Annotated in this window: 19 protein-coding genes and 1 pseudogene; 9 read left to right on the plus strand and 11 right to left on the minus strand. The window is 68.9% G+C overall.

What is annotated here, in order from left to right; all coding sequences use genetic code 11:
* Positions 1 to 35: 35 nt before the first annotated feature.
* From AB0H49_RS21325 to AB0H49_RS21360, 8 genes and pseudogenes are all read right to left on the minus strand, one after another.
* Positions 36 to 1,202 (minus strand): glutathionylspermidine synthase family protein, encoded by a 1,167-nt coding sequence (locus tag AB0H49_RS21325; RefSeq protein WP_354999307.1) that lies wholly within the window; start codon positions 1,200 to 1,202, stop codon positions 36 to 38.
* Positions 1,202 to 1,903, minus strand: coding sequence for a hypothetical protein (locus tag AB0H49_RS21330; protein ID WP_354999306.1), 702 nt, complete (start codon positions 1,901 to 1,903; stop codon positions 1,202 to 1,204). Before AB0H49_RS21330 ends, AB0H49_RS21325 begins: the two co-directional genes overlap by 1 nt.
* 31 nt (positions 1,904 to 1,934) lie before the next feature.
* Positions 1,935 to 2,243 carry an acylphosphatase gene (locus tag AB0H49_RS21335; protein ID WP_354999305.1) on the minus strand — a complete coding sequence of 103 codons (309 nt, stop codon included), beginning with the start codon at positions 2,241 to 2,243 and terminating at the stop codon, positions 1,935 to 1,937.
* A gap of 138 nt (positions 2,244 to 2,381) precedes the next feature.
* Positions 2,382 to 2,849 (minus strand): OsmC family protein, encoded by a 468-nt coding sequence (locus tag AB0H49_RS21340; protein ID WP_354999304.1) that lies wholly within the window; start codon positions 2,847 to 2,849, stop codon positions 2,382 to 2,384.
* Between the two features lie 150 nt (positions 2,850 to 2,999).
* Positions 3,000 to 3,776, minus strand: a complete 777-nt coding sequence (locus tag AB0H49_RS21345; protein ID WP_354999303.1) for a response regulator — start codon at positions 3,774 to 3,776, stop codon at positions 3,000 to 3,002.
* 419 nt (positions 3,777 to 4,195) lie between these two features.
* Positions 4,196 to 6,676: pseudogene (locus tag AB0H49_RS21350) on the minus strand (sensor histidine kinase KdpD); the annotation flags it as partial.
* A gap of 71 nt (positions 6,677 to 6,747) precedes the next feature.
* Positions 6,748 to 6,906 carry a hypothetical protein gene (locus AB0H49_RS21355; RefSeq protein ID WP_354999302.1) on the minus strand — a complete coding sequence of 53 codons (159 nt, stop codon included), beginning with the start codon at positions 6,904 to 6,906 and terminating at the stop codon, positions 6,748 to 6,750.
* Between the two features lie 168 nt (positions 6,907 to 7,074).
* A complete protein-coding gene (locus AB0H49_RS21360) occupies positions 7,075 to 8,520 on the minus strand; it encodes a serine/threonine-protein kinase (RefSeq protein ID WP_357253770.1) in 1,446 nt (481 codons plus the stop codon).
* Positions 8,521 to 8,707: 187 nt separating this feature from the next.
* Here AB0H49_RS21360 and AB0H49_RS21365 point away from each other — a divergent pair, with 187 nt between their 5' ends.
* From AB0H49_RS21365 to AB0H49_RS21380, 4 genes are read left to right on the plus strand one after another with little or no spacing between them, the layout of a single operon-like run.
* Complete coding sequence (locus tag AB0H49_RS21365; RefSeq protein ID WP_354999300.1) at positions 8,708 to 8,986, plus strand: potassium-transporting ATPase subunit F; 279 nt, start codon at positions 8,708 to 8,710, stop codon at positions 8,984 to 8,986.
* Positions 8,987 to 10,657, plus strand: coding sequence for a potassium-transporting ATPase subunit KdpA (kdpA, locus tag AB0H49_RS21370; RefSeq protein ID WP_357253772.1), 1,671 nt, complete (start codon positions 8,987 to 8,989; stop codon positions 10,655 to 10,657). It begins immediately after the preceding gene.
* Between the two features lies 1 nt (position 10,658).
* A complete protein-coding gene (gene kdpB, locus AB0H49_RS21375) occupies positions 10,659 to 12,812 on the plus strand; it encodes a potassium-transporting ATPase subunit KdpB (RefSeq protein ID WP_357253774.1) in 2,154 nt (717 codons plus the stop codon).
* A gap of 1 nt (position 12,813) precedes the next feature.
* Positions 12,814 to 13,698: a potassium-transporting ATPase subunit C gene (locus AB0H49_RS21380; protein ID WP_357253776.1), complete on the plus strand. Its 885-nt coding sequence runs from the start codon at positions 12,814 to 12,816 to the stop codon at positions 13,696 to 13,698.
* 96 nt (positions 13,699 to 13,794) lie between these two features.
* Here the strand turns inward: AB0H49_RS21380 and AB0H49_RS21385 are convergent, their stop codons facing one another.
* Positions 13,795 to 14,316 carry a hypothetical protein gene (locus AB0H49_RS21385; protein WP_357253778.1) on the minus strand — a complete coding sequence of 174 codons (522 nt, stop codon included), beginning with the start codon at positions 14,314 to 14,316 and terminating at the stop codon, positions 13,795 to 13,797.
* 189 nt (positions 14,317 to 14,505) lie between these two features.
* Between AB0H49_RS21385 and AB0H49_RS21390 the strand changes: the two genes are divergently transcribed.
* From AB0H49_RS21390 to AB0H49_RS21410, 5 genes are all read left to right on the plus strand, one after another.
* Positions 14,506 to 14,946: a carboxymuconolactone decarboxylase family protein gene (locus AB0H49_RS21390; protein WP_354999295.1), complete on the plus strand. Its 441-nt coding sequence runs from the start codon at positions 14,506 to 14,508 to the stop codon at positions 14,944 to 14,946.
* 61 nt (positions 14,947 to 15,007) lie between these two features.
* Positions 15,008 to 16,096, plus strand: coding sequence for a winged helix DNA-binding domain-containing protein (locus AB0H49_RS21395; RefSeq protein WP_354999294.1), 1,089 nt, complete (start codon positions 15,008 to 15,010; stop codon positions 16,094 to 16,096).
* A gap of 384 nt (positions 16,097 to 16,480) precedes the next feature.
* Entirely contained in the window at positions 16,481 to 17,575 is a 1,095-nt protein-coding gene (locus tag AB0H49_RS21400; RefSeq protein ID WP_357253848.1) for a glycosyltransferase family 4 protein, read from the plus strand.
* Between the two features lie 74 nt (positions 17,576 to 17,649).
* Entirely contained in the window at positions 17,650 to 19,707 is a 2,058-nt protein-coding gene (locus AB0H49_RS21405; protein ID WP_357253849.1) for a glycogen debranching N-terminal domain-containing protein, read from the plus strand.
* 70 nt (positions 19,708 to 19,777) lie between these two features.
* On the plus strand, positions 19,778 to 19,963 hold the full coding sequence (locus tag AB0H49_RS21410) for a hypothetical protein (RefSeq protein ID WP_141809478.1): 186 nt from the start codon (positions 19,778 to 19,780) through the stop codon (positions 19,961 to 19,963).
* A gap of 21 nt (positions 19,964 to 19,984) precedes the next feature.
* On the opposite strand, the gene AB0H49_RS21415 is transcribed toward AB0H49_RS21410, so the two are convergent.
* Entirely contained in the window at positions 19,985 to 21,535 is a 1,551-nt protein-coding gene (locus tag AB0H49_RS21415; protein ID WP_357253781.1) for a substrate-binding domain-containing protein, read from the minus strand.
* Positions 21,536 to 21,639: 104 nt separating this feature from the next.
* Positions 21,640 to 22,698 (minus strand): PHP domain-containing protein, encoded by a 1,059-nt coding sequence (locus AB0H49_RS21420; protein WP_357253783.1) that lies wholly within the window; start codon positions 22,696 to 22,698, stop codon positions 21,640 to 21,642.
* Positions 22,699 to 22,701 lie beyond the last annotated feature (3 nt).

Consider the following 22,701-nt stretch of genomic DNA (forward strand, 5'->3'; position numbering starts at 1 on the left):
GTCCTTCCGGAAGTGGTCCCTACTGGGTGAGTGGTCTATTCGGTGGGTATGCGGTGCGGGACGAACGCCGCGGCGTCGTCGGTGATCAGTCCCGCGGTCTCCCGGATGCCGAGGCCCGCGGAAGCGTCGCCGACGATCCAGGCGCCGAGCACAGGCCGCATGTCGTCGAATTCCGGCAGCGGGTCGAGCAATTGGTACACGAACCCCTCGGCGCCGTAGACGCCGCCGGTGGCGGTCTCCAAGCCCGCGCCGACGATCGTCATATTGGCGCCCTCACGGCCGAGCTTCGGTTTGCGAATGTATTCGGTGAGCTCGTTGGGCTGGTCGAGATAGGCGGGCAACAGATTCGGATGCCCGGGATACATCTCCCACAGAATCGCCAGGATCGCCTTGTTGCTGAGCAGTGTCTTCCACAGCGGCTCGATCCACATGGTCTGCGGCAGGCTCTGCACCACGCGCTTGCCGAAATCGTCGTCGAGCACCCACTCCCAGGGGTAGAGCTTGAAGACGGACTCGATCGGCGCCTCGGCCAGATCGACGAAACGCTCCAGCTCCGTGTCGAATCCGACTTCCTCGATGGGCAGCGCGATGGTGTCGAAGCCCGCCTCGGCGGCGGTCTCCTGCATGTAGGCCGTCGTGACGTTGTCCTCGCCGGTGGCGTCGGCGGAGGACCAGGTGAAATGCAGCTGCGGGGAGGGCAATTGGTCGCGCAACTCACCCCAGCGCTCGACCAGCTTCTCGTGCAACGAGTTCCACTGGTCGTCGTCGGGATACTGCGCGGTCAGCCAGTGCCACTGCACGATCGCCGCCTCCAGCAGCGAGGTCGGCGTATCGGCGTTGTACTCCAGCAGTTTCGCCGGGCGGCGCGCGTCGTAGCGCAGGTCGAAGCGGCCGTACACGTGCGGGTCACCGCGACGCCAGGATTCGGCGATCGGCTCCCAACTCCATTCCGGCAGACCGAAATCCCGGAACCGCTCGGTGAGCACGACGTGCTCGACGGCGTTCAGGCACATCGAGTGCAGCAGTTCGACATCGGCCTCGAGCGCGAGGATCTCCGGCATGTCGAACTCGTAGTGCACCGACTCGTCCCAGTACGGGCGCGGCTGGCCGCTGGCGTCGCGGCCCGGGGCGCCGTAGACCAAGCCCTGCCCCTCGATGATCCGCTTCCAGTCCTGGCGCGGCGTGCCGCGGACTCGACGCATCAGGAACCACCGCCGCCGGTGCTCTTGCTGCCCAGTCCGCCGCGCTGGATGGTGGTGCCGGACTTGGTGGTGATCTGTGCCCCCTTGGGTTTCAGCGTGGAGCCGCCGACGGGCGGCTTGCCGACGGTGTTGTTGCCGCCGTAGTAGTAGCGGTACTGCGGGCCGCCGCCGTAGATGATGATCGGGCCCGCGTGGCCGTGCGAGCCGCCGCCGCTGTCGTCGACGAAGCCCGTCGTGCCGGGCGTGCAGTACTTGTCCTCGACGACGATCTCCTGGCCGTTCTCGTTCTTCACGCAGTAGGCGGTGACCTCGTCGGGCGCGGTGAGCGCCCGGTACGCCAGATAGCCGCCGCCGACGAGACCCGCGACGCCGACGATGGCGACGCCGCCGATCAGCACGCGCTTGCGGGTCCGCTTCTTGGCCTCGGCCGCCGCTTCGGCCGCGCGCTGCGCCTCGGCGGCGCGTTTGCGCGCCTTGTCCCTGGCGCGCGCCTCGGCCACGGTCGGCGGGCGGGGCTGGGTGACGCCGGGTTCCTGACGGTGAATACGGCCCGGTCGAGGACCGGGCGGCGGTCCCTGCTCACTCGGCCCCGGCAGGTCCGGCGGCTCCGGCACGTTCAGCTCAGGGGTGGTCCACTCCGGTTGCTCGGCGGGCTCCTCGGGACGCCGCTGGTCCCCGTCGCCCGGGTTCTGCGTGCTCACCGATCTCTCCCCATGGCCGTCGGATCCACCACTAGCGCTCCTCGAATCCGGTCGAATCACCCCGCGGAGGCTCCCAGCTTTCCACAACCAAAGTCACCCGGCCAGGCGTATCACCCGATCGCAGCAGTTCCAGCAAACGCTCGCACGCCGCGCGGGTGCCCTCCGCGATCACGTGCACGCGTCCGTCGGGGGCGTTCCGCGCGGAACCGACGAGACCGAGTTCCAGCGCACGCGACCGTGTCCACCAGCGGAAACCGACGCCCTGCACCGTGCCGTGCACCCAGGCGCCGAGCCGGACCCGGTCGGTGGATTCGGCCGCGCCGTGCGGAGTCTCAGTCATCCGCTCAGAATGCCGTACCGATCGCCGCGCGCGGCGCAGGGGGCCGGACATGCCGAGCGCCCGGCCGCAGAAAGGTGCGGACGGGCGCTCGGGAACGGTTCGGGCGTAGCGCGATGCGCACTTCGCCCGGCAGTGCTGTCAGGAGTCGATGTCGAAGGCGAGCGTGACCTTGGTGCCCGCCTTCAGCGTGCGGCCCACGGTGCACACCTTGTCGATGGCGCGCTGCACGGTGACCAGCAGCCGCTCGCGCGCCTCCTCGTCGAGCTCGCTCAGGTCGAGCTCGAACACCTCGTCCAGCTGCGGGTAGACCTCGTTCTCCCGGTCGGCGTCGCCCGCGACGTGGATGGTCGCGTCGAAGTTGTCACCCAGCTTGCGCGAGAGCGGGAAGTCCGCGCTCAGGCCGGAGCAGGCGGCCAGCGCGATCTTCAGCAGCTCGCCGGGCGTGAACACACCGGGCACGCCCTGCGATCCGATCAGCACCTCGGCGCCGCGGGAGCTGCGTCCGGTGTACGCGCGGGTGCCGGTGCGCTCGACCCAGAGGGTGGTCGGCTCCACGGTGGTAGACGCCGTGGCGCCGGTCGCGGGGGCAACGGTTGGTTCAGCCATGGGTTCGATCCTGCCATCTTCGTCGGGAACGGCTCACGCCTGCCAACAGCGTGCGAGCGGACGCCATTCCTGGGTGCGACCGCGGCCACATCGGCCATCCGACGCCGTGCGTCGACGGCCCACGCCTGTCCGAGGAAGGCGCGGCTCCGCTCAGACCTGGAAGCGATACCCCATGCCCGCCTCGGTCAGCAGGTGCTTCGGCCGCGACGGATCGTCCTCCAGCTTGCGGCGTAGCTGCGCGAGATAGACCCGCAGATAGTGGGTTTCGGTCGCGTAGGACGGCCCCCACACCTCGCGCAGCAGTTCCTTGCGGCCGACGAGTTTGCCCTTGTTGCGGACCAGCATCTCGAGCATCCCCCACTCGGTCGGCGTGAGATGGACGGCCGCGCCGTCCTTGGTGACCTGCTTGGCGGACAGGTCGACGGTGAACGAATCGGTGACCACCACCGGATCGGACGTCTCGCCGTCGGTGGCGCCGCGGCGCACGGCGGCACGCAACCGGGCCAGCAGTTCGTCCATGCCGAACGGCTTGGTCACGTAGTCGTCGGCGCCCGCGTCGAGCGCCTCCACCTTGTCGGTCGAGTCGGTGCGCGCCGAAAGCACGATGACCGGCGCGCTGGACCACCCGCGCAGTCCGCCGAGCACCTCGATGCCGTCCATGTCGGGCAGCCCGAGGTCGAGAATGACCACGTCGGGGTGCTTGTCCGCGGCCGCGCGCAGTGCGGCGGCGCCGGTGCCCGCGGTGATCACCTCGTAGCCGCGCACCGACAGGTTGATCCGCAGCGCGCGCACGATCTGCGGCTCGTCGTCGACCACCAGCACCTTGGTCGGCGGCGGCTTCGACGCTTCGGCCTCCGGCCTGACGTCGCTCACCACGAATTCCCGTGCGGCCAGATCCGTTTCACCACGTTCCACCACCTTCGTCATCCTGGCGTACCTCCGGCCCGCGCCGCGCCACCGCCGTCTCTACCATCCTCCCCGGCCCCGACACGCTCCACCGAAGCCGCGCCGGACGACTCGCGACCGACCCCGGCCGGGCGCCATTCGCTCGCCGCGATCCCGCCGCCCGCCGCTGACTCCGACGTCGGCGCTGACGCTGAACCGCTTCCCCCCGGCACCTCGACCTCGCTCGTCGCCCCGCCGCCGTCGACGCCGACCGCCGACCCGGGCTCTGGCGCCGCACGGTTACGCTCCGACACCTCGGCCGCACTCGGCCTCTCGCCCCCGTCGAGGCCGACCGCCGACGCCACCTCGGCCGCGCCTCGTGCGTCCGCGCTTTCCGAACCGGCCGTCCACGCTTCGGCCCGCACCTCCGCCGCCTCCTCCACGACCGTCGCAGCCGACTCCGCTGCGGGCAGATCGACCAGCATCGTCAACCCACCGCCCGGCGTCGGTTCGGCGTGCACCACGCCGCCCATCGCCTCGACGAAACCGCGCACCACCGAGAGCCCGAGGCCGACGCCGGTGGTGTTGTCCCGATCGCCCAGCCGCTGGAACGGTTCGAAGAGCTGCTCCTCCGCGCCGGGCGGCACCCCGGGTCCGCGGTCGACCACCGCGATCGCGACATGATCGCCAGCACGCTCGGCGGTCACCCGCACCGGGCTGTCGGGCGGTGAGTGGCGGATCGCGTTGTCGATCAGATTGGCGAGCACGCGCTCCAGCAGACCCGCGTCGGCCAGCGCCGACACCTCGCCGACGGACACCTCCACCCGGTTCATCGCCGCGCGGCGCAGACCGCGGGCGCCCATCCCGACGCTCACCAATGCGCGGTGCACCACCTCGTCCATGTACACCTGCCGCAGCTGCGGGCTGACCACGCCGACCGCCAGCCGCGAGGAGTCGAGCAGGTTGCCGACCAGCGCGGTGAGCTGGTCCACCGATTCCTCGATGGTCTCCAGCAATTCGGTGGTGTCCTCCGGCGAGAACTCGATGTCGTCGCTGCGCAGACTGGATACCGCGGCTTTCGCGCCCGCCAGCGGCGTCCGCAGATCGTGGCTCACCGCAGAGAGCAATGCACGGCGCAACCGGTCCGCCTCGAGCAGCGCCGCCGCGGCGCCCGCCTCCTCGGCGAGCCTGGCCTGGCGCACCAGCCCCGCCGCCTGGTTGGCCACCGCGTTGAGCACCGGAAGGTCGGCCGCGTCGAGCGTGCGTCCGGCGAGCAGCAGCAGGCTTGTGCCATCCCCCGCCTCGATGACGGTGTCGGCCGCACCCTGCTCCCCAGGCGGTTCCGTGCCGACCTCAGCGACGACGGCGCCGCCGTGGACCATGCTCACCGCCCGCAGCCCGAACGTCTCGCGGACCTGTTCGAGCAGATTGGGCAGGTCCGCCCCGTGCAGCACCGCACCGGCGAACATGGTCAGCAGCTCGGCCTCGCGAGAGGCCTTGCGCGCCTGCCGCGTTCGCTTGGCGGCGACGTCCACCAGCGCCGCGACCGCGAGGGCGACGATCAACATCACCACCACCGTGACGAAGTTGTCCGGTTCGGCGATGGTGAGGCTGTAGCGCGGATCGGTGAAGAACCAGTTCAGCAGCAACCCCGACAGCAGTGCCGAGAACGAGGCGGGCAGCACACCGCCGAGCAGCGCGACCGCCACTACCCCGATGAAGAACACCGCGCTGAGCCCGCCCAGCTGGAGGTGGGCGTCGAGCACGGCGGCGCTGAGCACGCACACCAGCATCGGGACCAGGAGGGCAGCGGTCCAGGCGAGAGCGGGCTGACGCGGCACCAGTCCGCGCCAGCGCACGCCGTTATGGGCCTCCTCGTGGGTGACCATGTGCACGTCGATCTTCCCGGAGCGCTGCACGACGGCCGAGCCGATGCCCTCGTCGAAGATGCGCGCCCACCGGGAACGCCGCGAGGTACCGAGCACCAGCTGGGTCGCGTTCACCTCGCGGGCGAACTCCAGCAGCGTGCCGGGCACGTCGTCACCGGTGACGGTGTGCAGCGAGGCGTCCAGGCTGGCCGCGAGTTCGCGCAGCCGAGCCAGCCGCTCGGTCGAGACGCCCGCGAGCCCGTCCCCACGCACCACGTGCACGACGACGAGATCAGCGCTGGATTTCGTCGCGATCCGGCTCGCCCTGCGCACGATCGTCTCCGACTCCGGCCCGCCGGTCACCGCGACGACGACGCGTTCGCGCGCCTCCCACAGCTCGGTGATGTGGTGGTCGGCACGGTATTTCGCCAGCGCGGCGTCGACCTGGTCGGCCAGCCACAGCAGCGCGAGTTCGCGCAGCGCCGTGAGATTGCCCGGCCGGAAATAGTTGCGCAGCGCGGCGTCCACCTTGTCGGCCGCGTAGACGTTGCCGTGCGAAAGCCTGCGCCGCAGCGCCTCCGGCGTGATGTCCACCAGCTCGACCTGTTCGGCGCCGCGGACGACGGCGTCCGGGACCGTCTCGCGCTGCTGGATGCCGGTGATCCGCTCGACGACGTCGTTGAGGCTCTCCAGGTGCTGAACGTTGACCGTCGAGATGACGTCGATGCCCGCGGCGAGCAATACCTCGATGTCCTGCCAGCGCTTCTTGTTGGCGCTGCCCGGCGTGTTGGTGTGCGCGAGTTCGTCCACCAGCACGACCGCGGGCGTGCGCCGCAGCACCGCGTCCACATCGAGTTCCGGGAACCGCGCGCCGCGGTATTCGATGAACTTCGGCGGTATCCGCTCGATACCCGCCAGCAACTCCTCGGTCCTGGCCCGGCCGTGCGTCTCCACCACCGCGGCCACCACATCGCGACCGCGCCCCAGCCGCCGGTGCGCCTCGCCGAGCATGGCGTACGTCTTGCCGACGCCCGGCGCGGCACCGAGGTAGATGCGTAGTCGACCGCGTTTCACTTGTCCATCATCGCTCTTCCGAGCAGCCACGCCGCGAATCCCTCGAATCAGTCGGCGCGCTGCGTCGACCCTCACGCATCGACGGTCCGCGCGGCGTCCCGCGGCCGTACGCGCCGGCCCCCGACGGTCGCCCGCCGCGGCCCGACCGCCTCCCCGCGCAGCGCGAACCCCCGAATGACCAGCGCGCAGCACACGAATCCGAGCAGCACCGCGATGGTGACGGTCGACATATCGATCCTCTCCACAGAACAAGAAGGGCACCGGTTGCGCTGGAAGCCCCGCCTGGCCGGCCACTACACGAATACCGCCGTCACCGCCGTCCACCACGCGTCTTTACGGTCTCTTGACGCCCCTTGCCCGGGTCTTGACGCCATCCTTGTGGTCGGTCGAAAGCGGTTTCAGCGCCGCCTTCTCGCACTCCGGATGGCGGCGCGGTGGGCGATCCAGCGGCCGGTGGAGCGGGCTGAGGCACAAATGAGCACTGTGCCGAAAAAGAGAAAACCGAGAACGGAGGGCCCCAATGGGTCGCCGTTCTTCGTCACGATGGCCGCACCGATACCGAAGGTAGCCAGCAGCACGGCGATAGCTGAAGAGACGATTGCCAGGACACGGCCGACCCGGGTGGCCATGAACAGCAGTAGTCCGGAACCGCCCGACAGCACCGTGACGATTCCGACGACCACGAGCGCGAGGAACGACTCCGCCGCACCATCGGAACGGGTCTCGACCATTTCGCTTGTCTCGATCGCGCCGAGAACGAAGAGGGCGCCACTGAGCAATCCGACGAGCGTCATGAGCAGTCCCGCGACCACCGCGGCGGCCTTCGACGGGGCCGGGTCGTGCGGTCCGGCCCAGCCCGGCCAGGGATAACCGCCTGCGGCAGCCAGCGGGTGCGGCCCGGCCATCGGGACCGGCCCACCGGGCGTCGGCCATGCCGCGGGATCGACCCACTGCTCCGGTCGCCGATCCTCGACCGGGTGTACCGTCGGCGCCGCGGGCATCACGACATGCTTGCCCTCGAGCACATCCCGAAACGCGGTCGTGAATTCCGAACAGCTGCCGAACCGTTCGGCACGCTGCTTGGCCATGGCGCGGGCCAGGACGGCGTCCACGGCGGGCGGCAGATCCGGGCGCGTGGCGGTGAGCCGCGGCACCGGCTTCGAGAGATGGCCCATGACGACCTGGCCGGGGTTGGTGGCCGCATAGGGCGGATGTCCGCTGAGGATGGCGAACAGCGTGCAGGCCAGGGAATACTGATCGCTGCGCTCGTCGACCACCTCGCCCGACAGCTGCTCCGGCGATCCGTAGGCGATGGTGGCGGTGAAGGTGCCGGTGGCGGTGAGGTGGGTGTTGGCGTCGGTGAGCCGGGCGATACCGAAATCGGTGAGTACCGAATGTGATTCGCGGCCACCTGCGGCGTCGGCGAAGAGGATGTTGGCGGGTTTGACGTCACGGTGCAGCACAGCCCGGCTGTGCGCGTAGTCGAGCGCCGCCGCCGTCTCCCCGATCAGCCGGGCCGTCGTCGTCACCGGCTGCGCTCGACCATTCCACGCCGAGGCGTCCATGCCGCGGATGTACTGCATCGCGATCCACAGATGCCCCTGCTCCGCACCGCGATCGAACACCCCGACGATCCCCGGATGCTCCAGCCGCGCAACGACATCGGCCTCCAGCTCGAACCGCCGAGTCAGCTCGGGATCGGTGGAAACCTGCTGGTTCAACAGCTTCAACGCGACGCTGCGCGGCAACCGCGGATGCCGAGCCAGATAGACGGTCCCCATTCCGCCCTGCCCGAGCACCCCTTCGAGCCGATAGCCGGCGAAGGTAGCACCCACCCCCAACACGACCGCTCCTTCCGCACGCCTTCGACACCGTGACGCTACCGCACCCTTCTGCTCCGGCTCGGCGCGGAACGGGCGGGCGGACGCCGATCACCACGGGTCGCCCCGTCGAGGCGATGTGTGTGGCAGGGGTGCGGCCCGCACGTTTACGACCGGTTCGTCCAGCGACCCGCCCGTTAACGGATCGTCAATGCCGAGGCACGAGGCGCTAAGAACCCGTCAGGGAGGCGGCCTGCCACGACGAACGAGCGTTGTACTCGCTGTGCGCTCCACATCCGGGAGCGCAAGGAGGTCGGAAAGTCATGTCTGTCGTGGTGTTCACGGCGCTCACGATCGCGGTGTTCGCACTGCTGGGTCTGATTCAACGAGGGGTGGAGAAGCTGTGACCGCGAACCTGATCGGTCTCGCGCTCGCCGTTCTCGTCGCCGTCTACATGGTGGCGGCCCTGCTCTTCCCCGAGAGGTTCTAGGTGAACACGACAACCGCGGGGATCGTCTTCGTGGCGTCCCTGGTCTTGGCGCTGGTCCTGGTGCACGTCCCACTCGGCGACTACATGTACCGCGTCTACAGCAGCACAAAGCACTCCCGCGCGGAGCGGCTGATCTACCGCGCCATCGGCGCGAAGCCGGAAGTCGAGCAGACCTGGGGCGTCTACGCCCGCAGCGTCCTCGCGTTCTCGGCGGTCGGCATCCTGTTCCTGTTCTTCTTCCAGTTGATCCAGGACAAACTGCCGCTGCACCTGAACGATCCGGGCACCGAGATGACCCCGGCGCTGGCCTGGAACACCGCGGTCAGCTTCGTGACGAACACCAACTGGCAGAACTACTCCGGCGAATCCACCCAGGGGCACCTGGTGCAGATGGCCGGGCTCGCCGTGCAGAACTTCGTCTCGGCCGCGGTCGGCATGGCGGTCGCGATCGCGCTGGTGCGCGGTTTCGCCCGCAGGCACACCGGTGATCTCGGCAACTTCTGGGTCGACCTGGTGCGCGGCACGCTGCGCATCCTGCTGCCGATCGCGTTCGTCTTCGCGATCGTGCTGGTGGCGGGCGGCGTCATCCAGAACTTCCAGCTGCACGACCAGGTCGCGCAGACCTTGGCGGGCGCGGAGCAGACGATCACCGGCGGCCCGATCGCCAGCCAAGAGGTGATCAAGGAACTCGGCACCAACGGCGGCGGCTTCTACAACGCCAACTCCGCGCATCCCTTCGAGAACCCGACGACCTGGACGAACTGGATCGAGATCTTCCTGCTCCTGGTCATCGCCTTCTCGCTGCCGCGCACCTTCGGCCGGATGGTGGGCAGCACCAAGCAGGGCTACGCGATCGTGGCGGTGATGGGCACGATCGCGCTGGCCAGCATCGCGCTGACCAACCTGTTCCAGCTGCAGCACCACGGAACCGTGCCGACGGCCATCGGCGCGGCCACCGAGGGCGTGGAAACTCGCTTCGGCGTGTCGAATTCGGCCACCTTCGCGGCTTCGACGACGCTCACCTCCACCGGTGCCGTGGACTCGTTCCACGATTCCTACACCAGCCTCGGCGGCATGATGGTGATGTTCAACATGCAGCTCGGCGAGGTCGCGCCCGGCGGCGTCGGCTCCGGCCTGTACGGCATGCTGATCCTCGCGGTGATCACCGTCTTCGTCGCGGGCCTCATGGTCGGACGCACACCGGAATACCTGGGCAAGAAGATCACGCCGCGCGAAATCAAGCTGGCCGCTTCGTATTTCCTCATCAGCCCGCTGCTGGTGCTGACGTTCACCGCGATCGCCATGGCGCTGCCCGGCCAGCGCGCGGGCATGCTGAACGGCGGGCCGCACGGCCTGTCGGAGGTGCTGTACGCGTTCACCTCGGCCGCCAACAACAACGGCTCCGCCTTCGCGGGCCTCACCGGCAACACCGAGTGGTACAACACCGCACTCGGCCTGGCCATGGTGCTCGGCCGGTTCCTGCCGATCATCTTCGTGCTCGCGCTCGCCGGATCACTCGCCAAGCAGGGCACCACGCCCGCGTCGATCGGCACGCTGCCGACCCATCGCCCGCAGTTCGTCGGGCTGGTGGTCGGCGTGACCGTGATCCTGGTCGCGCTCACCTTCCTGCCCGCGCTCGCGCTCGGGCCGCTCGCCGAAGGAATCCACTGACATGATCGGTACCGCAACCGAACCCGACATCCGGCCCGAGACAACGCCGGAACGCGGCGACCACAAGGTCGCCCGCGGCGTGCTCGACCCCGCCCTACTGCTCACCTCGCTGCCCGACGCCTTGCGCAAGCTGGACCCGCGCACGCTGTGGCGCAATCCGGTGATGCTGATCGTGGAGGTCGGCGCCGCCTGGTCGACCGTGCTCGCGATCGCCGATCCGAGCGTGTTCGCCTGGGCCATCGTGGCGTGGCTGTGGCTCACGGTGCTGTTCGCCAACCTGGCCGAGGCGGTCGCCGAGGGCCGAGGCAAGGCCCAGGCCGACACGCTGCGCAAGGCCAAGACCGACACGGTGGCGCGCCGCCTGGTCGACTGGTCGCCCGGCGCGCGGGTGGTCGAAGAGCGGGTCGCCGCACCCGAACTGCGTCGCGGCGACCACGTGGTGGTCGAGGCGGGGCAGGTCATCCCGGGCGACGGTGACGTCGTCGAAGGCATCGCCTCGGTGGACGAATCGGCCATCACCGGCGAATCCGCCCCGGTCATCCGGGAATCCGGCGGTGACCGTTCGGCCGTCACCGGTGGCACCACCGTGCTCTCGGACCGGATCGTCGTCCGCATCACCCAGGAGCCGGGGCAGAGCTTCATCGACAAGATGATCGCCTTGGTCGAGGGCGCGAGCAGGCAGAAGACGCCGAACGAGATCGCGCTGAACATCCTGCTCGCCGCGCTCACGATCATCTTCGTGTTCGCCGTCGTCACCTTGCAGCCGCTGGCCATCTTCTCGAAGGCGAACAACCCCGGCGTGCTGGACACGGCGGCGCTGAACGCCGACGGCATCACCGGGATCGTCATGGTCGCGCTGCTGGTCTGCCTGATCCCGACCACCATCGGCGCGCTGCTGTCGGCGATCGGCATCGCGGGCATGGACCGGCTGGTGCAGCGCAACGTGCTCGCCATGTCGGGCCGCGCGGTCGAGGCCGCGGGCGATGTCAACACGCTGCTGCTCGACAAGACCGGAACGATCACGCTCGGCAACCGGCAGGCCTCGGACTTCCTTCCGATGCCCGGCATTCCGGACGACGAGCTGGCCGACGCCGCGCAGCTGTCCAGCCTCGCGGACGAAACGCCGGAAGGCCGCTCGATCGTGGTGTACGCCAAGCAGGCCTACAACAAGCGCGAGCGCACCCCCGGCGAGCTGACCGGCGCGACCTGGGTGGAATTCACCGCGCAGACCCGCATGTCGGGCGTCGACCTCGCCGACGGTCATCGGCTGCGCAAGGGCGCGGCGAGCGCGGTGACCGAATGGGTGCGCGCCAACGGCGGTTCGGTGCCCGACGATATCGGCGTCATCGTGGACGGTATCTCCGCCTCCGGCGGCACTCCCCTGGTCGTCGGCGAGATCAACGACGGCGTCGCCCGGCTGCTCGGCGTGATCCACCTGAAAGACGTGGTGAAGCAGGGCATGCGGGAGCGCTTCGACGAGATGCGCAGAATGGGCATCCGCACCGTCATGATCACCGGCGACAATCCGTTGACCGCCAAGGCGATCGCGGACGAGGCGGGCGTCGACGACTTCCTCGCCGAGGCCACCCCCGAGGACAAGCTCGCGCTGATCAAGAAGGAACAGGACGGCGGACGCCTGGTCGCCATGACCGGCGACGGCACCAACGACGCCCCCGCCCTTGCCCAAGCCGACGTCGGTGTCGCGATGAACACCGGCACCTCGGCGGCCAAAGAAGCGGGCAACATGGTCGATCTCGACTCCGACCCGACCAAGCTCATCGAGATCGTGGAGATCGGCAAACAGCTGCTCATCACGCGCGGCGCGCTGACCACGTTCTCCATCGCCAACGACATCGCGAAGTACTTCGCCATCATCCCGGCGCTGTTCGTCGGGCTGTTCCCCGGCCTGGACCTGCTCAATATCATGCGCTTGGCCAGTCCGCAGTCGGCGATCCTTTCCGCGGTGATCTTCAACGCGATCGTCATCGTGGCGCTGATCCCGCTGGCGCTGCGCGGCGTGCGCTACCGACCGTCGCACGCGTCGAAACTGTTGAGCCGCAACCTGACCGTGTACGGCCTCGGCGGCATCGTCGCGCCGTTCGTCGGCATCAAGCTCATCGATCTCGTCGTCCACCTCCTCCCCGGGATGTCCTGACATGCGTATGTCCACTTGGATCCGGCAACACCTTGCCGCACTGCGCGCTCTGCTGGTGCTGACCGCGATCACCGGAATCGTCTATCCACTGGCAGTTTTCGCGATCGGCCAACTGCCGGGGCTGAACGAGAAAGCCGACGGCTCGCTGCTCGAGTCGGACGGAAAAGTGGTGGGCAGCAGCCTGATCGGCCAGTCGTTCACCGACGCCGACGGCAACGCGCTCGCCCAGTACTTCCAGAGCCGCCCGTCCGCCGCCGGTGACGGCTACGACCCGCTGTCCACGGCGGCGAGCAACCTGGGACCCGAGGACATCGTCGACCAGAACGTCTTCGATGCCGAGGGTCGAGCGAGCCTGCTGAGCACCGTGTGCGCGCGAAGCAAGGAGATCGGCGACCGTGAGGGGGTCGACGGTTCCCGTCCGTTCTGCACGAACGACGGTGTGGGCGCGGTGCTCTCGGTGATCGGTCCGCGCGACGCCAATGGCGAGATCTCGCGTCCGGTCCAGGTCATCAGCGTGAACCAGGCGTGCCCCGCCACGCCGTTCGTCGACGCCTACCACGGCGTGCGAGTCGAGTGCGCCGAGGAGGGGGTCGACTACTCGGTCGGCCGCCTCGTGCCGATTCGCGGCGACGCGCCCGCCGACCCGGTGGTCCCCGCCGACGCGGTCACCGCGAGCGGCAGCGGACTCGATCCGCACATCTCCCCCGCCTACGCGGAGCTCCAGGTGCCGCGGATCGCCAAGGAACGCAACGTTTCCGAGGAGGAGGTGCGCGCGCTCGTCGCGGCGCACACCGAGGGAAGGACCCTCGGGTTCCTCGGTGAGCCGCGGGTCAACGTGGTCGAGCTGAACCTCGACCTGGACAGCACGCACCCGTTCCGCGGCTGAGTTCCTGGCTCACCGCATCAGTAGCGGACAGCCCCGGCGCAGATGCGCCGGGGCTGTCCGCGTTTCGGCGGCGGAGCCACCGTCGAACAACCTGTCTCACACCGTGGTTCGAACCGTCAGGTCGTCCAGCAGGATCATGACCTCACCTTCTCGCTTGACGACGTCGGTCAGCCGGATCCTCAGCCCCTGGAGATCGGCGTCGGCGATCGCGTCGGCCGGTTCGTGACCGAGGCGCTGCCAGTCCGGGCCCGCGCCGATACTGCCGAGCGCCAACTCTCGCTCACCGTGTTCGCCGCCGAGGCGCGCGGACACCCGGATCGACGCGTGCGGCGAGCGCACCCACAGGTTCACCATCGCCAACCGACCGGCGATCGAGAACGACTGTCCCGGCTTCGCCACGAGCTCGACCTCGAGATCGGCCTCCGCCGACTTGACCAGCAGCACGAGCGCCCGGTGATCCTCGCCCGCGACGCCGTCGGCGTAGACGCCGGGCGTCTTGCTCGGCGCGCCCTCGGCGAACGTGGTGAGGTGCGTCCGGCCCGCCCCGTCCCCCGCGAGCTCCCACTTGTCCTTGTTCTCGAAGTCATCGAGCAGCACCTCGACCGATGCGTCCGACATCCCCGCTGTCCCTTCCCTGCGTCGCATCCCGCCGGACACCCTCCGGCTCGCCATGAACCCTACAAGTTCACCGGGTGCGCCCGCCGCGCGAGGACACGCGGCCGGGTCCGAAGCCCTTTCGATGTCACATTTCTCGGAGCCATCTCGTCTCACCGGGGTAAGGCGAAATCTCGACGAAAGGACGACCGCATGTCACGGATGAAGCTGCCGGAGCTCGCACCCGAGGTCTACCAGGCGTGGATCGCCGCCGAAGGCGCGATCCGGCGTGGGCCGCTGGACCCGATGATCCGGGAACTGGTGAAGATTCGCGCCTCGCAGATCAACGGGTGCCTGTACTGCATCGATATGCACACCACCGACGCGCGCCTGGCGGGCGAGACCGAGAAGCGCATCTTCCAGCTCGACGCCTGGCGCGAATCCTCGCTCTACACCGAGGCCGAGCGTGCCGCGCTGGCCTACGCCGAAGCCGTGACCCGCCTCGGTGAGCACGGCGTGAGCGACGAGATCTGGGCCGAGGTGGAGAAGCACTTCGAGGAGGGCGCGCGAGCGGGCTTGGTCGCGATCACCGCGATGATCAATCTCTGGAACCGGATCGGCGTGCCGCTGCGCATGCGACCCGAGCCGGTCTGACGGGCGGGCCCGACCGGGACGGACCGGTCGGATTGTCGGTGCCATCGGCCAGGATGGGGTCATGACGGAACTATCGCTACGCGAGCTGAACCGGACCCTGCTGTTGCGCCAGAAGCTGGTCGAGCGGGTGGATCTGACGCCGTTCGAGCTCGTCAGGCACCTCGTAGCGGTGCAGGGTCAGGAACCCAACTGGCCCTACATCGGCCTGTGGACGCGCCTGGCCGAGTTCCGGCACGACGATCTCGCCGCCCTGCTGCGCGATCGAGAGCTGGTGCGCTCCACCATGATTCGCCGCACTGTGCATCTGGCCGACGGCGCCGACTTTCGCTGGCTGCGCCCCACCGTGCAGCCGATCGTCGACGCGGCGCTGAAAGCCGCGTACTACCGCGAGGAGATCGACGGCATCGATCTGGTCGAGCTCGCCGCCGCGGGCCGCGAACTGCTGGCCGGAAAGCAGTTGAGCCGCGGCGATTTCGGCAAACTGCTCGCCGACCGGTTTCCGGATCGGCATGTCCGCAGGCTCGCCGAGACCGTCGAATTGCTCGTCCCCCTGGTGCACGGCCCGGACACCGGGACGTGGGGCCGGTGGCGCAACCGCTACGTCACCGTGGGTCTGGCCGAGGAGTGGATCGGCGCGCCGATGGCAGAGCCCGACCCCGCCGCGCTCATCCGGCGCTATCTCGCCGCCTTCGGTCCGGCGACCGTGGCGGACATGCAGGCATGGGCGGGCATCACCCGGCTCGCCGAGGTGGTCGACGAGATGCGCTCGGAGCTCGTGGTCTACACCGACGACCGGCACCGCGTGTTGTTCGACCTGCCGGACGCGCCGCTGGCCGATCCGGAACTCGACGTCCCGGTGCGCTTCCTGCCCGCCTTCGACAACGCGCTGCTCGGCCACAAGGACCGCCGCAGGGTGATCAGCGAGGAGGATCGCCAGCGCACCGCGAAGGAAGCCTCGGCGGGCGTGCCGATGTACCTCGTCGACGGATTCGTGCACGGCCGCTGGGCGCTCGAGGACGACACCGTGCGCATCACGCCCTGGCATCCACTCTCCGCCGCGGACGAGGCCGCCCTCCGGGCGGAAGCTGTAAGTTTGCTGGAGTTCGCCACGCCCGACGGGCATGGAAAAATTTTTGTGGAGAGCGCATAAAAGCTCCGAAAAAACCGCTGCCGATAAGCACAAATTCGAGATGGAACTATCAGTCCGGTAACAGATCGAAGAAGATTTCCAGCAACTCCTTGGTTTGAGCCTCGCCAAACGAGGTACAACCCCTTCGGCCTCCCCTGACACGTTCCACTGTGACAGGCCAACCAAAGCCCCATGGACGGCGGTGAAGTTTTCGCTCCACCTCCGCCGGCGGCGGCCACCACGTTAGGCACCCGGCGCATCGGTGTGCTGGGTGGATGCGAGTGCAATGGTTGTGTCCCTGGAAGGAGGGTCATGAGCGCAGTGTTCTCGGCGCCGGTTTCGGCGCAGCGTGTGGCTTCGGATCTTCTGTCGATCGATCACCCTGGTACCCGATTCCGCATTGCCATGGTTGTTCCGCCCTATTTCGACGTGCCGCCGAAGGCTTACGGCGGCGTCGAGGCGGTAGTCGCCGATCTGGTCGATTCGTTGGTAGCGCGTGGCCATGATGTGACGCTGTTCGGTGCGGGCGAGCCCGGTACCAAGGCTCGCTTCGTTCCCCTCTGGGATCGGGCATTGCCCGAACGGCTCGGAGATCCGTTCCCCGAGGTCGTGAACGCGCTGAAGGCGCGAAGGGCGATCGAACGCCTGCACGCGACACACGGCGTCGATCTCGTGCACGACCACACCTTCGCCGGTCCGCTCAACGCACCGGCGTACTACGGCCTCGGCCTGCCCACCGTGGTGACCGTGCACGGGCCGGTGCAGGACGACTGCTACCGGTACTACCAGGCCATGGGCGACGAGGTGTCGCTCGTCGCGATCAGCGACCGCCAGCGCGCGCTCGCCCCCGAGCTGCACTGGGTCGGGCGGGTGCACAACGCGCTGCAGGTGCAGGACTGGCCGTTCCAGACCGAGAAAGAGGACTACGCGCTGTTCCTCGGCCGGTTCAACGAGTGCAAGGCGCCGCATTTGGCGCTGGAGGCCGCGCACGCCGCCGGAATTCCACTCATCCTGGCTGGCAAGTGCAGCGAACCACCTGAGCTGGCGTACTTCGAGGAGAAGGTGCGTCCGCTGCTCACCGACCGCGATCACGTCTTCGGGATGGCCGACGCCAAGGCCAAGCGCAAGCTGCTCGCCGGTGCGCGCTGCCTGCTGTTCCCGATCCTCTGGGAGGAACCCTTCGGCATGGTGATGATCGAATCGATGGTGTGCGGCACACCGGTGGTCGCGCTGCGCGGCGGCGCGGTCGAGGAGGTGGTCGTCGACGGCGTCACCGGACGCATCTGCGACGATCCCGCCGAACTGACCGCGGCGATCGCCGAGGTGCAGACGATGGATCCGGCGGCGTGCCGGGCCCACGTCGAGGCGAACTTCGGCGCCGACGGCGCGGGCCGCGGCTACGAGCAGGTCTACCGCAAGCTCCTGCGGCCGAAGACCCGGGTCGCCACCCGTGTTCCCGAGACCACCGTCCCCGTGGCGGTCGCGGGCAGGCTCGCGTGACGGGAGCCTCCGCCGCGAGCGGCCCGACGCCGCTCAACTCGGGTGAACCCGCGGGCTTCGGCGGAGCCGGGTCGGTGACCCTGGTAGAAGGTGGCACCTTCTGCCTGTCGAACCGGCTCGGCGACGTCGAGCCCGGCCGCCCGCACGGGCTGTTCTTCCGGGACGCGCGCGTCCTGTCGCGGTGGGAACTGCTCGTCGACGGCAGACCGGCGGAGCCGCTGTCGGTCCTCAGCCCGGAGGCGTTCATCGCGCGATTCGTCATGCGCAGGCCGCCGCATGCCGGGCTGGCCGACAGCACCCTGCTCGTCGTGCGCGAGCGCATCGTCGCCGACGGCATGCACGAGCTGCTCACCTTGGAGAACATGGGCCGCGAACCCACCGCGGTCACGTTGGAGCTGCACGTCGACGCCGATTTCGTCGACCTGTTCGCGGTCAAGGAGGGCCGCGCGGGACATTCGCGCGCCGATGTGACCGTCGCCGAAGGCGAACTGCTGCTGCACGATCGCTCCGACCGGATGCGGGGTATCACGATCTCGGCCACCGTGGAACCCTCGGTGCTGCCCGGCACGCTGGTGTGGCGGGTCGTCGTTCCGGTCGGCGGCAAGTGGCAGACCGAGGTCATCGCGCAGCCGACGCTGGGCAACCAGCAGGTGCAGATGCCGCTCATGCCGGGCGAGCACATGGGTTTCAGCGCACCGTGCCGCAAGATCGCGGCGTGGCGCGACACCGCCACCGACATCTCCTCGGCGGACCCGGTGCTCACCCAGGTGCTGCGCCGTACCGAAAGCGATCTGGGCGCGCTGCAGATCCACGACGACACCGGCGAGAGCAGGCCGTTCGTCGCGGCGGGCGCGCCGTGGTTCATGACGCTGTTCGGGCGCGACAGTCTGCTCACGGCGTGGATGGCGTTGCCGCTCGCCGTCGACCTCGCCCTCGGCACGCTGCAACAACTGGCGGAACTGCAAGGCCAGGAACTGAATCCGCTCACCGAAGAAGAGCCGGGCCGGATCATGCACGAGATGCGGCGCGGACCTTCGGGCGGGCAGGTGCTCGGCGGCAACATCTACTACGGAACCGCCGACGCCACACCGCTGTTCGTGATGCTGCTCGCCGAATGCCATCGGTGGGGCGCTGATCCGGCGGCGATCGAAGATTTGCTGCCCGCCGCGGACGCGGCCCTGGAGTGGATCACCGAGTACGGCGACCGCGACGGTGACGGGTTCGTCGAGTACCGTCGCGCCACCGATCGGGGTCTGATCAACCAGGGCTGGAAGGACAGCTACGACGGAATCAACGACGCGGGAGGGCATCTCGCCGAGGCTCCGATCGCGCTGTGCGAGGTGCAGGGCTATGTGCACGCCGCCCTGCTCGCCAGGGCCGAGCTGGCCGAAGCCTTCGACGAGACGCGCCTGGCCGGGCGCCTGCGCGAGCGGGCGGCCGAACTGCGCGGCAAGTTCACCGAACAGTTCTGGATGCCCGATCGCGGCTGGTACGCGGTCGCGTTGGACGGCACCAAACGGCACGTCGACGCGATGACCAGCAATACGGCGCACTGTCTCTGGGCGGGTATCGCCAGCGACGAGCACGCCGAGGAACTGGTGCGTCAACTGGCCAAGGAGGAGATGGACACCGGATTCGGGCTGCGCACGCTGGCCTCCAACATGGGCGCCTACAACCCGATGAGTTACCACTGCGGCTCGGTCTGGCCGCACGACACCGCGATCGCCGTCGCCGGCCTGCTGCGCTACGAGCACGTGCCGGGCGCGACGAAGCTGGCCACCCGGCTGGCCACCGGATTGCTGGACGCCGCAGCGGCTTTCGACGGGCGCCTGCCCGAGCTGTTCTGCGGATTCCCGCGCTCTCGGTTCGCGGTACCGGTGCCCTACCCCACGTCCTGCTCGCCGCAGGCGTGGGCGAGCGCCGCGCCGCTGCTGTTGGTGCGCGCTTTCCTCGGCTTGAATCCCGATGTGCCGCGACGCACGCTGACGGTGCGACCGCGGCTGCCCCAGTCCTGGGGCCGGGTGACGCTCACCGCGCTGCGCCTCGGCGACGTCAGCGTAGACCTGGAAGCCGAGGGTCATCAGATTCACGCGGCACGACTGCCGGACGATTGGCAACTGATCACGCTATGAAACGCTCATAACGGCCCGCGCACGGGAAACGGGCGTCCCGCAACGCACTGTCGCGGGCTGGAGGTGCACGATGCAGACATCGCTGGACAAGCGGGATCTGTGGAGCACTCAGCACAGAGACTGCGGTATCGAACCGACCGACCTGGACATGGAACTCGCGCAGTTCCTCCGCAGCGTCCACGCCGGGCACGGGCCGGACTGTCGCCAGTATCTGGCGGCCGCCGCCTACTGTTTCGGCCACACCGAAACGGACTGACCCGCAACGCGCGACGACCGTTCAGGAAGCCGGTGCGCAGCGGCATCGTTCGAGCAGATCGCTGGCACACGGCTCGTTGCCGTGCGCGCGAAGCACTTCCGCCCCCACGTCCGCGGTCAGGTAGTGCAGGAAGCTCGCGGCGAGCGAATCGCCGGGTAGATCGCCGTTGCTGTAGGCGTATTCGACGCCCCAGAAGGGGTAGGAGCGATCGATCGCGGCCTGTCGTCCCGGCGCGACGCCGCCGAGCGTGAGCACGCGCATCTCGGCCCTGCGCGCCTCGGACAGCTCCGAATAGCCGATCGCACCGGGAATCTCCCCGACCGCCTTGTGCATGTCCTTGGTGACCGGCACGTCGCAGTAGGTTCCCGCGGTGTCCTTGATGGCAGTGCAGCTGCGGTGCGGGCGGGCCGGTTGCGCTCCGCCGAGCAGCGCGTTCTCGAAGATCACCCGAGTGCCCGATCCCGGCGCCCGATCGATCAGCACGACGGGCAGATCCGGACCACCCACCTCGCGCCAGTTGGTGATTCGACCCTGATAGAGATCCCTCACCTGGGCGACGGTGAGATCGGTGATGCCGAGATCTTCGTGCACGACGACGGCGAACGCCGACAGCGCGAGGGGACGAGCTTGCAGCGCGGTGTAACCCGGACCTTTCGCACCGTCGCTGATCGTCAGGAGGCTGTAATCCGGCCCGGCCTCGGCCAACCGGTCGAGACCCCGTTCGGTGCCCTCGAAGTCGAAGGCGAATTCCGCTCCCGTGCAGCGCTTCTCGTACTGCGCCGCAGCGTCGCGGATCACCGGATCGAACGCCGAGGAGCCGACCAGCGTGAGCTTTCCCGCGGCGCAGTCGAGCGGCGGCGGCGGCGGCTGTAGCGTGTCGACGACGAACTGCCCGATGATCACCGACACCAGGAACACGGTGAGCAGCAGCATCACGCGGGAGATGCCGGTGCGGCTGCGCGTCTCCACGACGCTCCCGCCGCGAATATCGCCACGCAGCAAGGGGTCCGGAGCCTGATCGTTGGCGTCCCCGTTGCCCTCCCCACGCTGCAGGATGGCGAGGATCTTGTAGTGCGCCTTCCGGGTCAGCGGCACCTTCGGCAGATCGATAACGCCCGTACGCCCATCGGCTCCCACGGTGATGGCGATGCCCGAGGTGGGACCGAGTCTCGAGGCCAGGTCCGTGTCACTCAGCTCGGTCACGGCCATGCCGATCACCCGGCGCTGCGGGAAGTGCAGATGCAGACCGACCTGTTGGGAGGGCGACAGATAATCCGACTCGGAGATCGCGGTGTTGCCGCTGTTCTCGATGCGGACCAGCACCACCGACAGCCCGCGAAGCTGTTCCCGCAGTTCGGCTTCGGTACCTGCGGGGTCGGGATGCAGCCGCTCCAGCACACCGGGATACACCGATCCGATCTCGCCGGTGACGGGCGTGTCCATCTGCACGCGGTAGCCGAGCCGCCTGCGGCCGACGAAGACGAATTCCCACAGGAAGGCCGCGAGCGGCACCACGATACCGATGAACGCGAGGACGGTATCGAGCGGAAAATCGGCCAACGCTTGCCCCACCCCTGAGTATCCTTTCGCCCCTCATTCTGCTGTGCCGCACCGCGATTCGTCCGCGCGGCCCCCGAGTATTCGCCGAGCGTTCACCGGCCGACCATCCGGCTCGGTCAGTGCGACGCCGCCCAAGCCAGCAACTCGTCCACCGGCCAGGTGTTGATCACCCGGTCCGGATCGACGCCGTTGGCGACGGCGCGCTCGCAACCGTAACCCTGCCAATCCAATTGGCCCGGTGCGTGCGCGTCGGTGTCGACGGAGAAGTGGCAGCCGATCTCGACGGCCAGCCGCAGCAGCCGGGAGGGCGGGTCCAAACGCTCCGGGCGGCAGTTGATCTCGACCGCGGTGCCGTACTTCTTGCACGCCTCGAAGACGAGTTCGGCGTCGAAGGTGGATTCCGGGCGGGTGCCGCGGCCACCGGTGACCAGCCTGCCGGTGCAGTGACCGAGCACATCCACGTTCGGATTCGCGACCGCGTAGACCATGCGCTTGGTCATCGTCTCGCTGTCGGCGCGCAGGTGCGAATGCACGCTGGCCACCACGATGTCCAGCTCGGCGAGCAGGTCGGCTTCCTGATCGAGAGTGCCGTCGTCGAGAATGTCGACCTCGATGCCGGTCAGGATGCGGAACGGCGCGAAGTGCTCGTTCAGCTCGGCGACCAGGTCCAGCTGGCGGCGCAGCCGCTCGGCGGACAGGCCGTTGGCGACGGTCAGGCGCGGCGAATGATCGGTGAGCGCGCAGTACTCGTGCCCGAGCGCCGCGGCGACGCTCATCATCTCCTCGATCGGGCTGCCGCCGTCGGACCAGTCGGAGTGGGTGTGCAGGTCGCCGCGCAGCCGGGTGCGCAGCGGCTTGCCCGGCACGCCGATGGGCTGCGCGGCGCGGCGCAGATCGGTCAGGTAATCGGGCACCTGCCCCGCGTAGGCCTGCGCGATGACGGCGGCGGTCTTCGGTCCGATGCCCGGCAGATCCTGCCAGATCCCCGCCGCCTGGTACATGGCGAGCTCATCGGCCGACAACCCCGCCACCACATCGGCGGCGCCGCGGTAGGCCTTGACCCGGTAGCTCTTGGCGCGTTCGCGCTCGAGCCAGAAGCCGATCTCGCGCAGCGCTTCCACCGGACCGGGCGTGTCGGCCCTGTCCGGTTCGGCGATGCGATCGGCGTCCGTCACGCG

It is taken from the genome of Nocardia sp. NPDC050713 (assembly GCF_040654315.1).
Lineage (GTDB): Bacteria > Actinomycetota > Actinomycetes > Mycobacteriales > Mycobacteriaceae > Nocardia.

What these genes read in the sequence shown, in the direction of transcription:
- AB0H49_RS21325 (WP_354999307.1), bottom strand. Translation starts at nt 1,202, where the DNA reads ATGCGTCGAGTCCGCGGCACGCCGCGCCAGGACTGGAAGCGGATCATC.
- AB0H49_RS21335 (WP_354999305.1), bottom strand. Translation starts at nt 2,243, where the DNA reads ATGACTGAGACTCCGCACGGCGCGGCCGAATCCACCGACCGGGTCCGG.
- AB0H49_RS21340 (WP_354999304.1), bottom strand. Translation starts at nt 2,849, where the DNA reads ATGGCTGAACCAACCGTTGCCCCCGCGACCGGCGCCACGGCGTCTACC.
- AB0H49_RS21345 (WP_354999303.1), bottom strand. Translation starts at nt 3,776, where the DNA reads ATGACGAAGGTGGTGGAACGTGGTGAAACGGATCTGGCCGCACGGGAA.
- AB0H49_RS21355 (WP_354999302.1), bottom strand. Translation starts at nt 6,906, where the DNA reads ATGTCGACCGTCACCATCGCGGTGCTGCTCGGATTCGTGTGCTGCGCG.
- AB0H49_RS21365 (WP_354999300.1), top strand. Translation starts at nt 8,708, where the DNA reads ATGCCGAGGCACGAGGCGCTAAGAACCCGTCAGGGAGGCGGCCTGCCA.
- kdpB (WP_357253774.1), top strand. Translation starts at nt 10,659, where the DNA reads ATGATCGGTACCGCAACCGAACCCGACATCCGGCCCGAGACAACGCCG.
- AB0H49_RS21380 (WP_357253776.1), top strand. Translation starts at nt 12,814, where the DNA reads ATGCGTATGTCCACTTGGATCCGGCAACACCTTGCCGCACTGCGCGCT.
- AB0H49_RS21385 (WP_357253778.1), bottom strand. Translation starts at nt 14,316, where the DNA reads ATGTCGGACGCATCGGTCGAGGTGCTGCTCGATGACTTCGAGAACAAG.
- AB0H49_RS21390 (WP_354999295.1), top strand. Translation starts at nt 14,506, where the DNA reads ATGTCACGGATGAAGCTGCCGGAGCTCGCACCCGAGGTCTACCAGGCG.
- AB0H49_RS21395 (WP_354999294.1), top strand. Translation starts at nt 15,008, where the DNA reads ATGACGGAACTATCGCTACGCGAGCTGAACCGGACCCTGCTGTTGCGC.
- AB0H49_RS21400 (WP_357253848.1), top strand. Translation starts at nt 16,481, where the DNA reads ATGGTTGTTCCGCCCTATTTCGACGTGCCGCCGAAGGCTTACGGCGGC.
- AB0H49_RS21410 (WP_141809478.1), top strand. Translation starts at nt 19,778, where the DNA reads ATGCAGACATCGCTGGACAAGCGGGATCTGTGGAGCACTCAGCACAGA.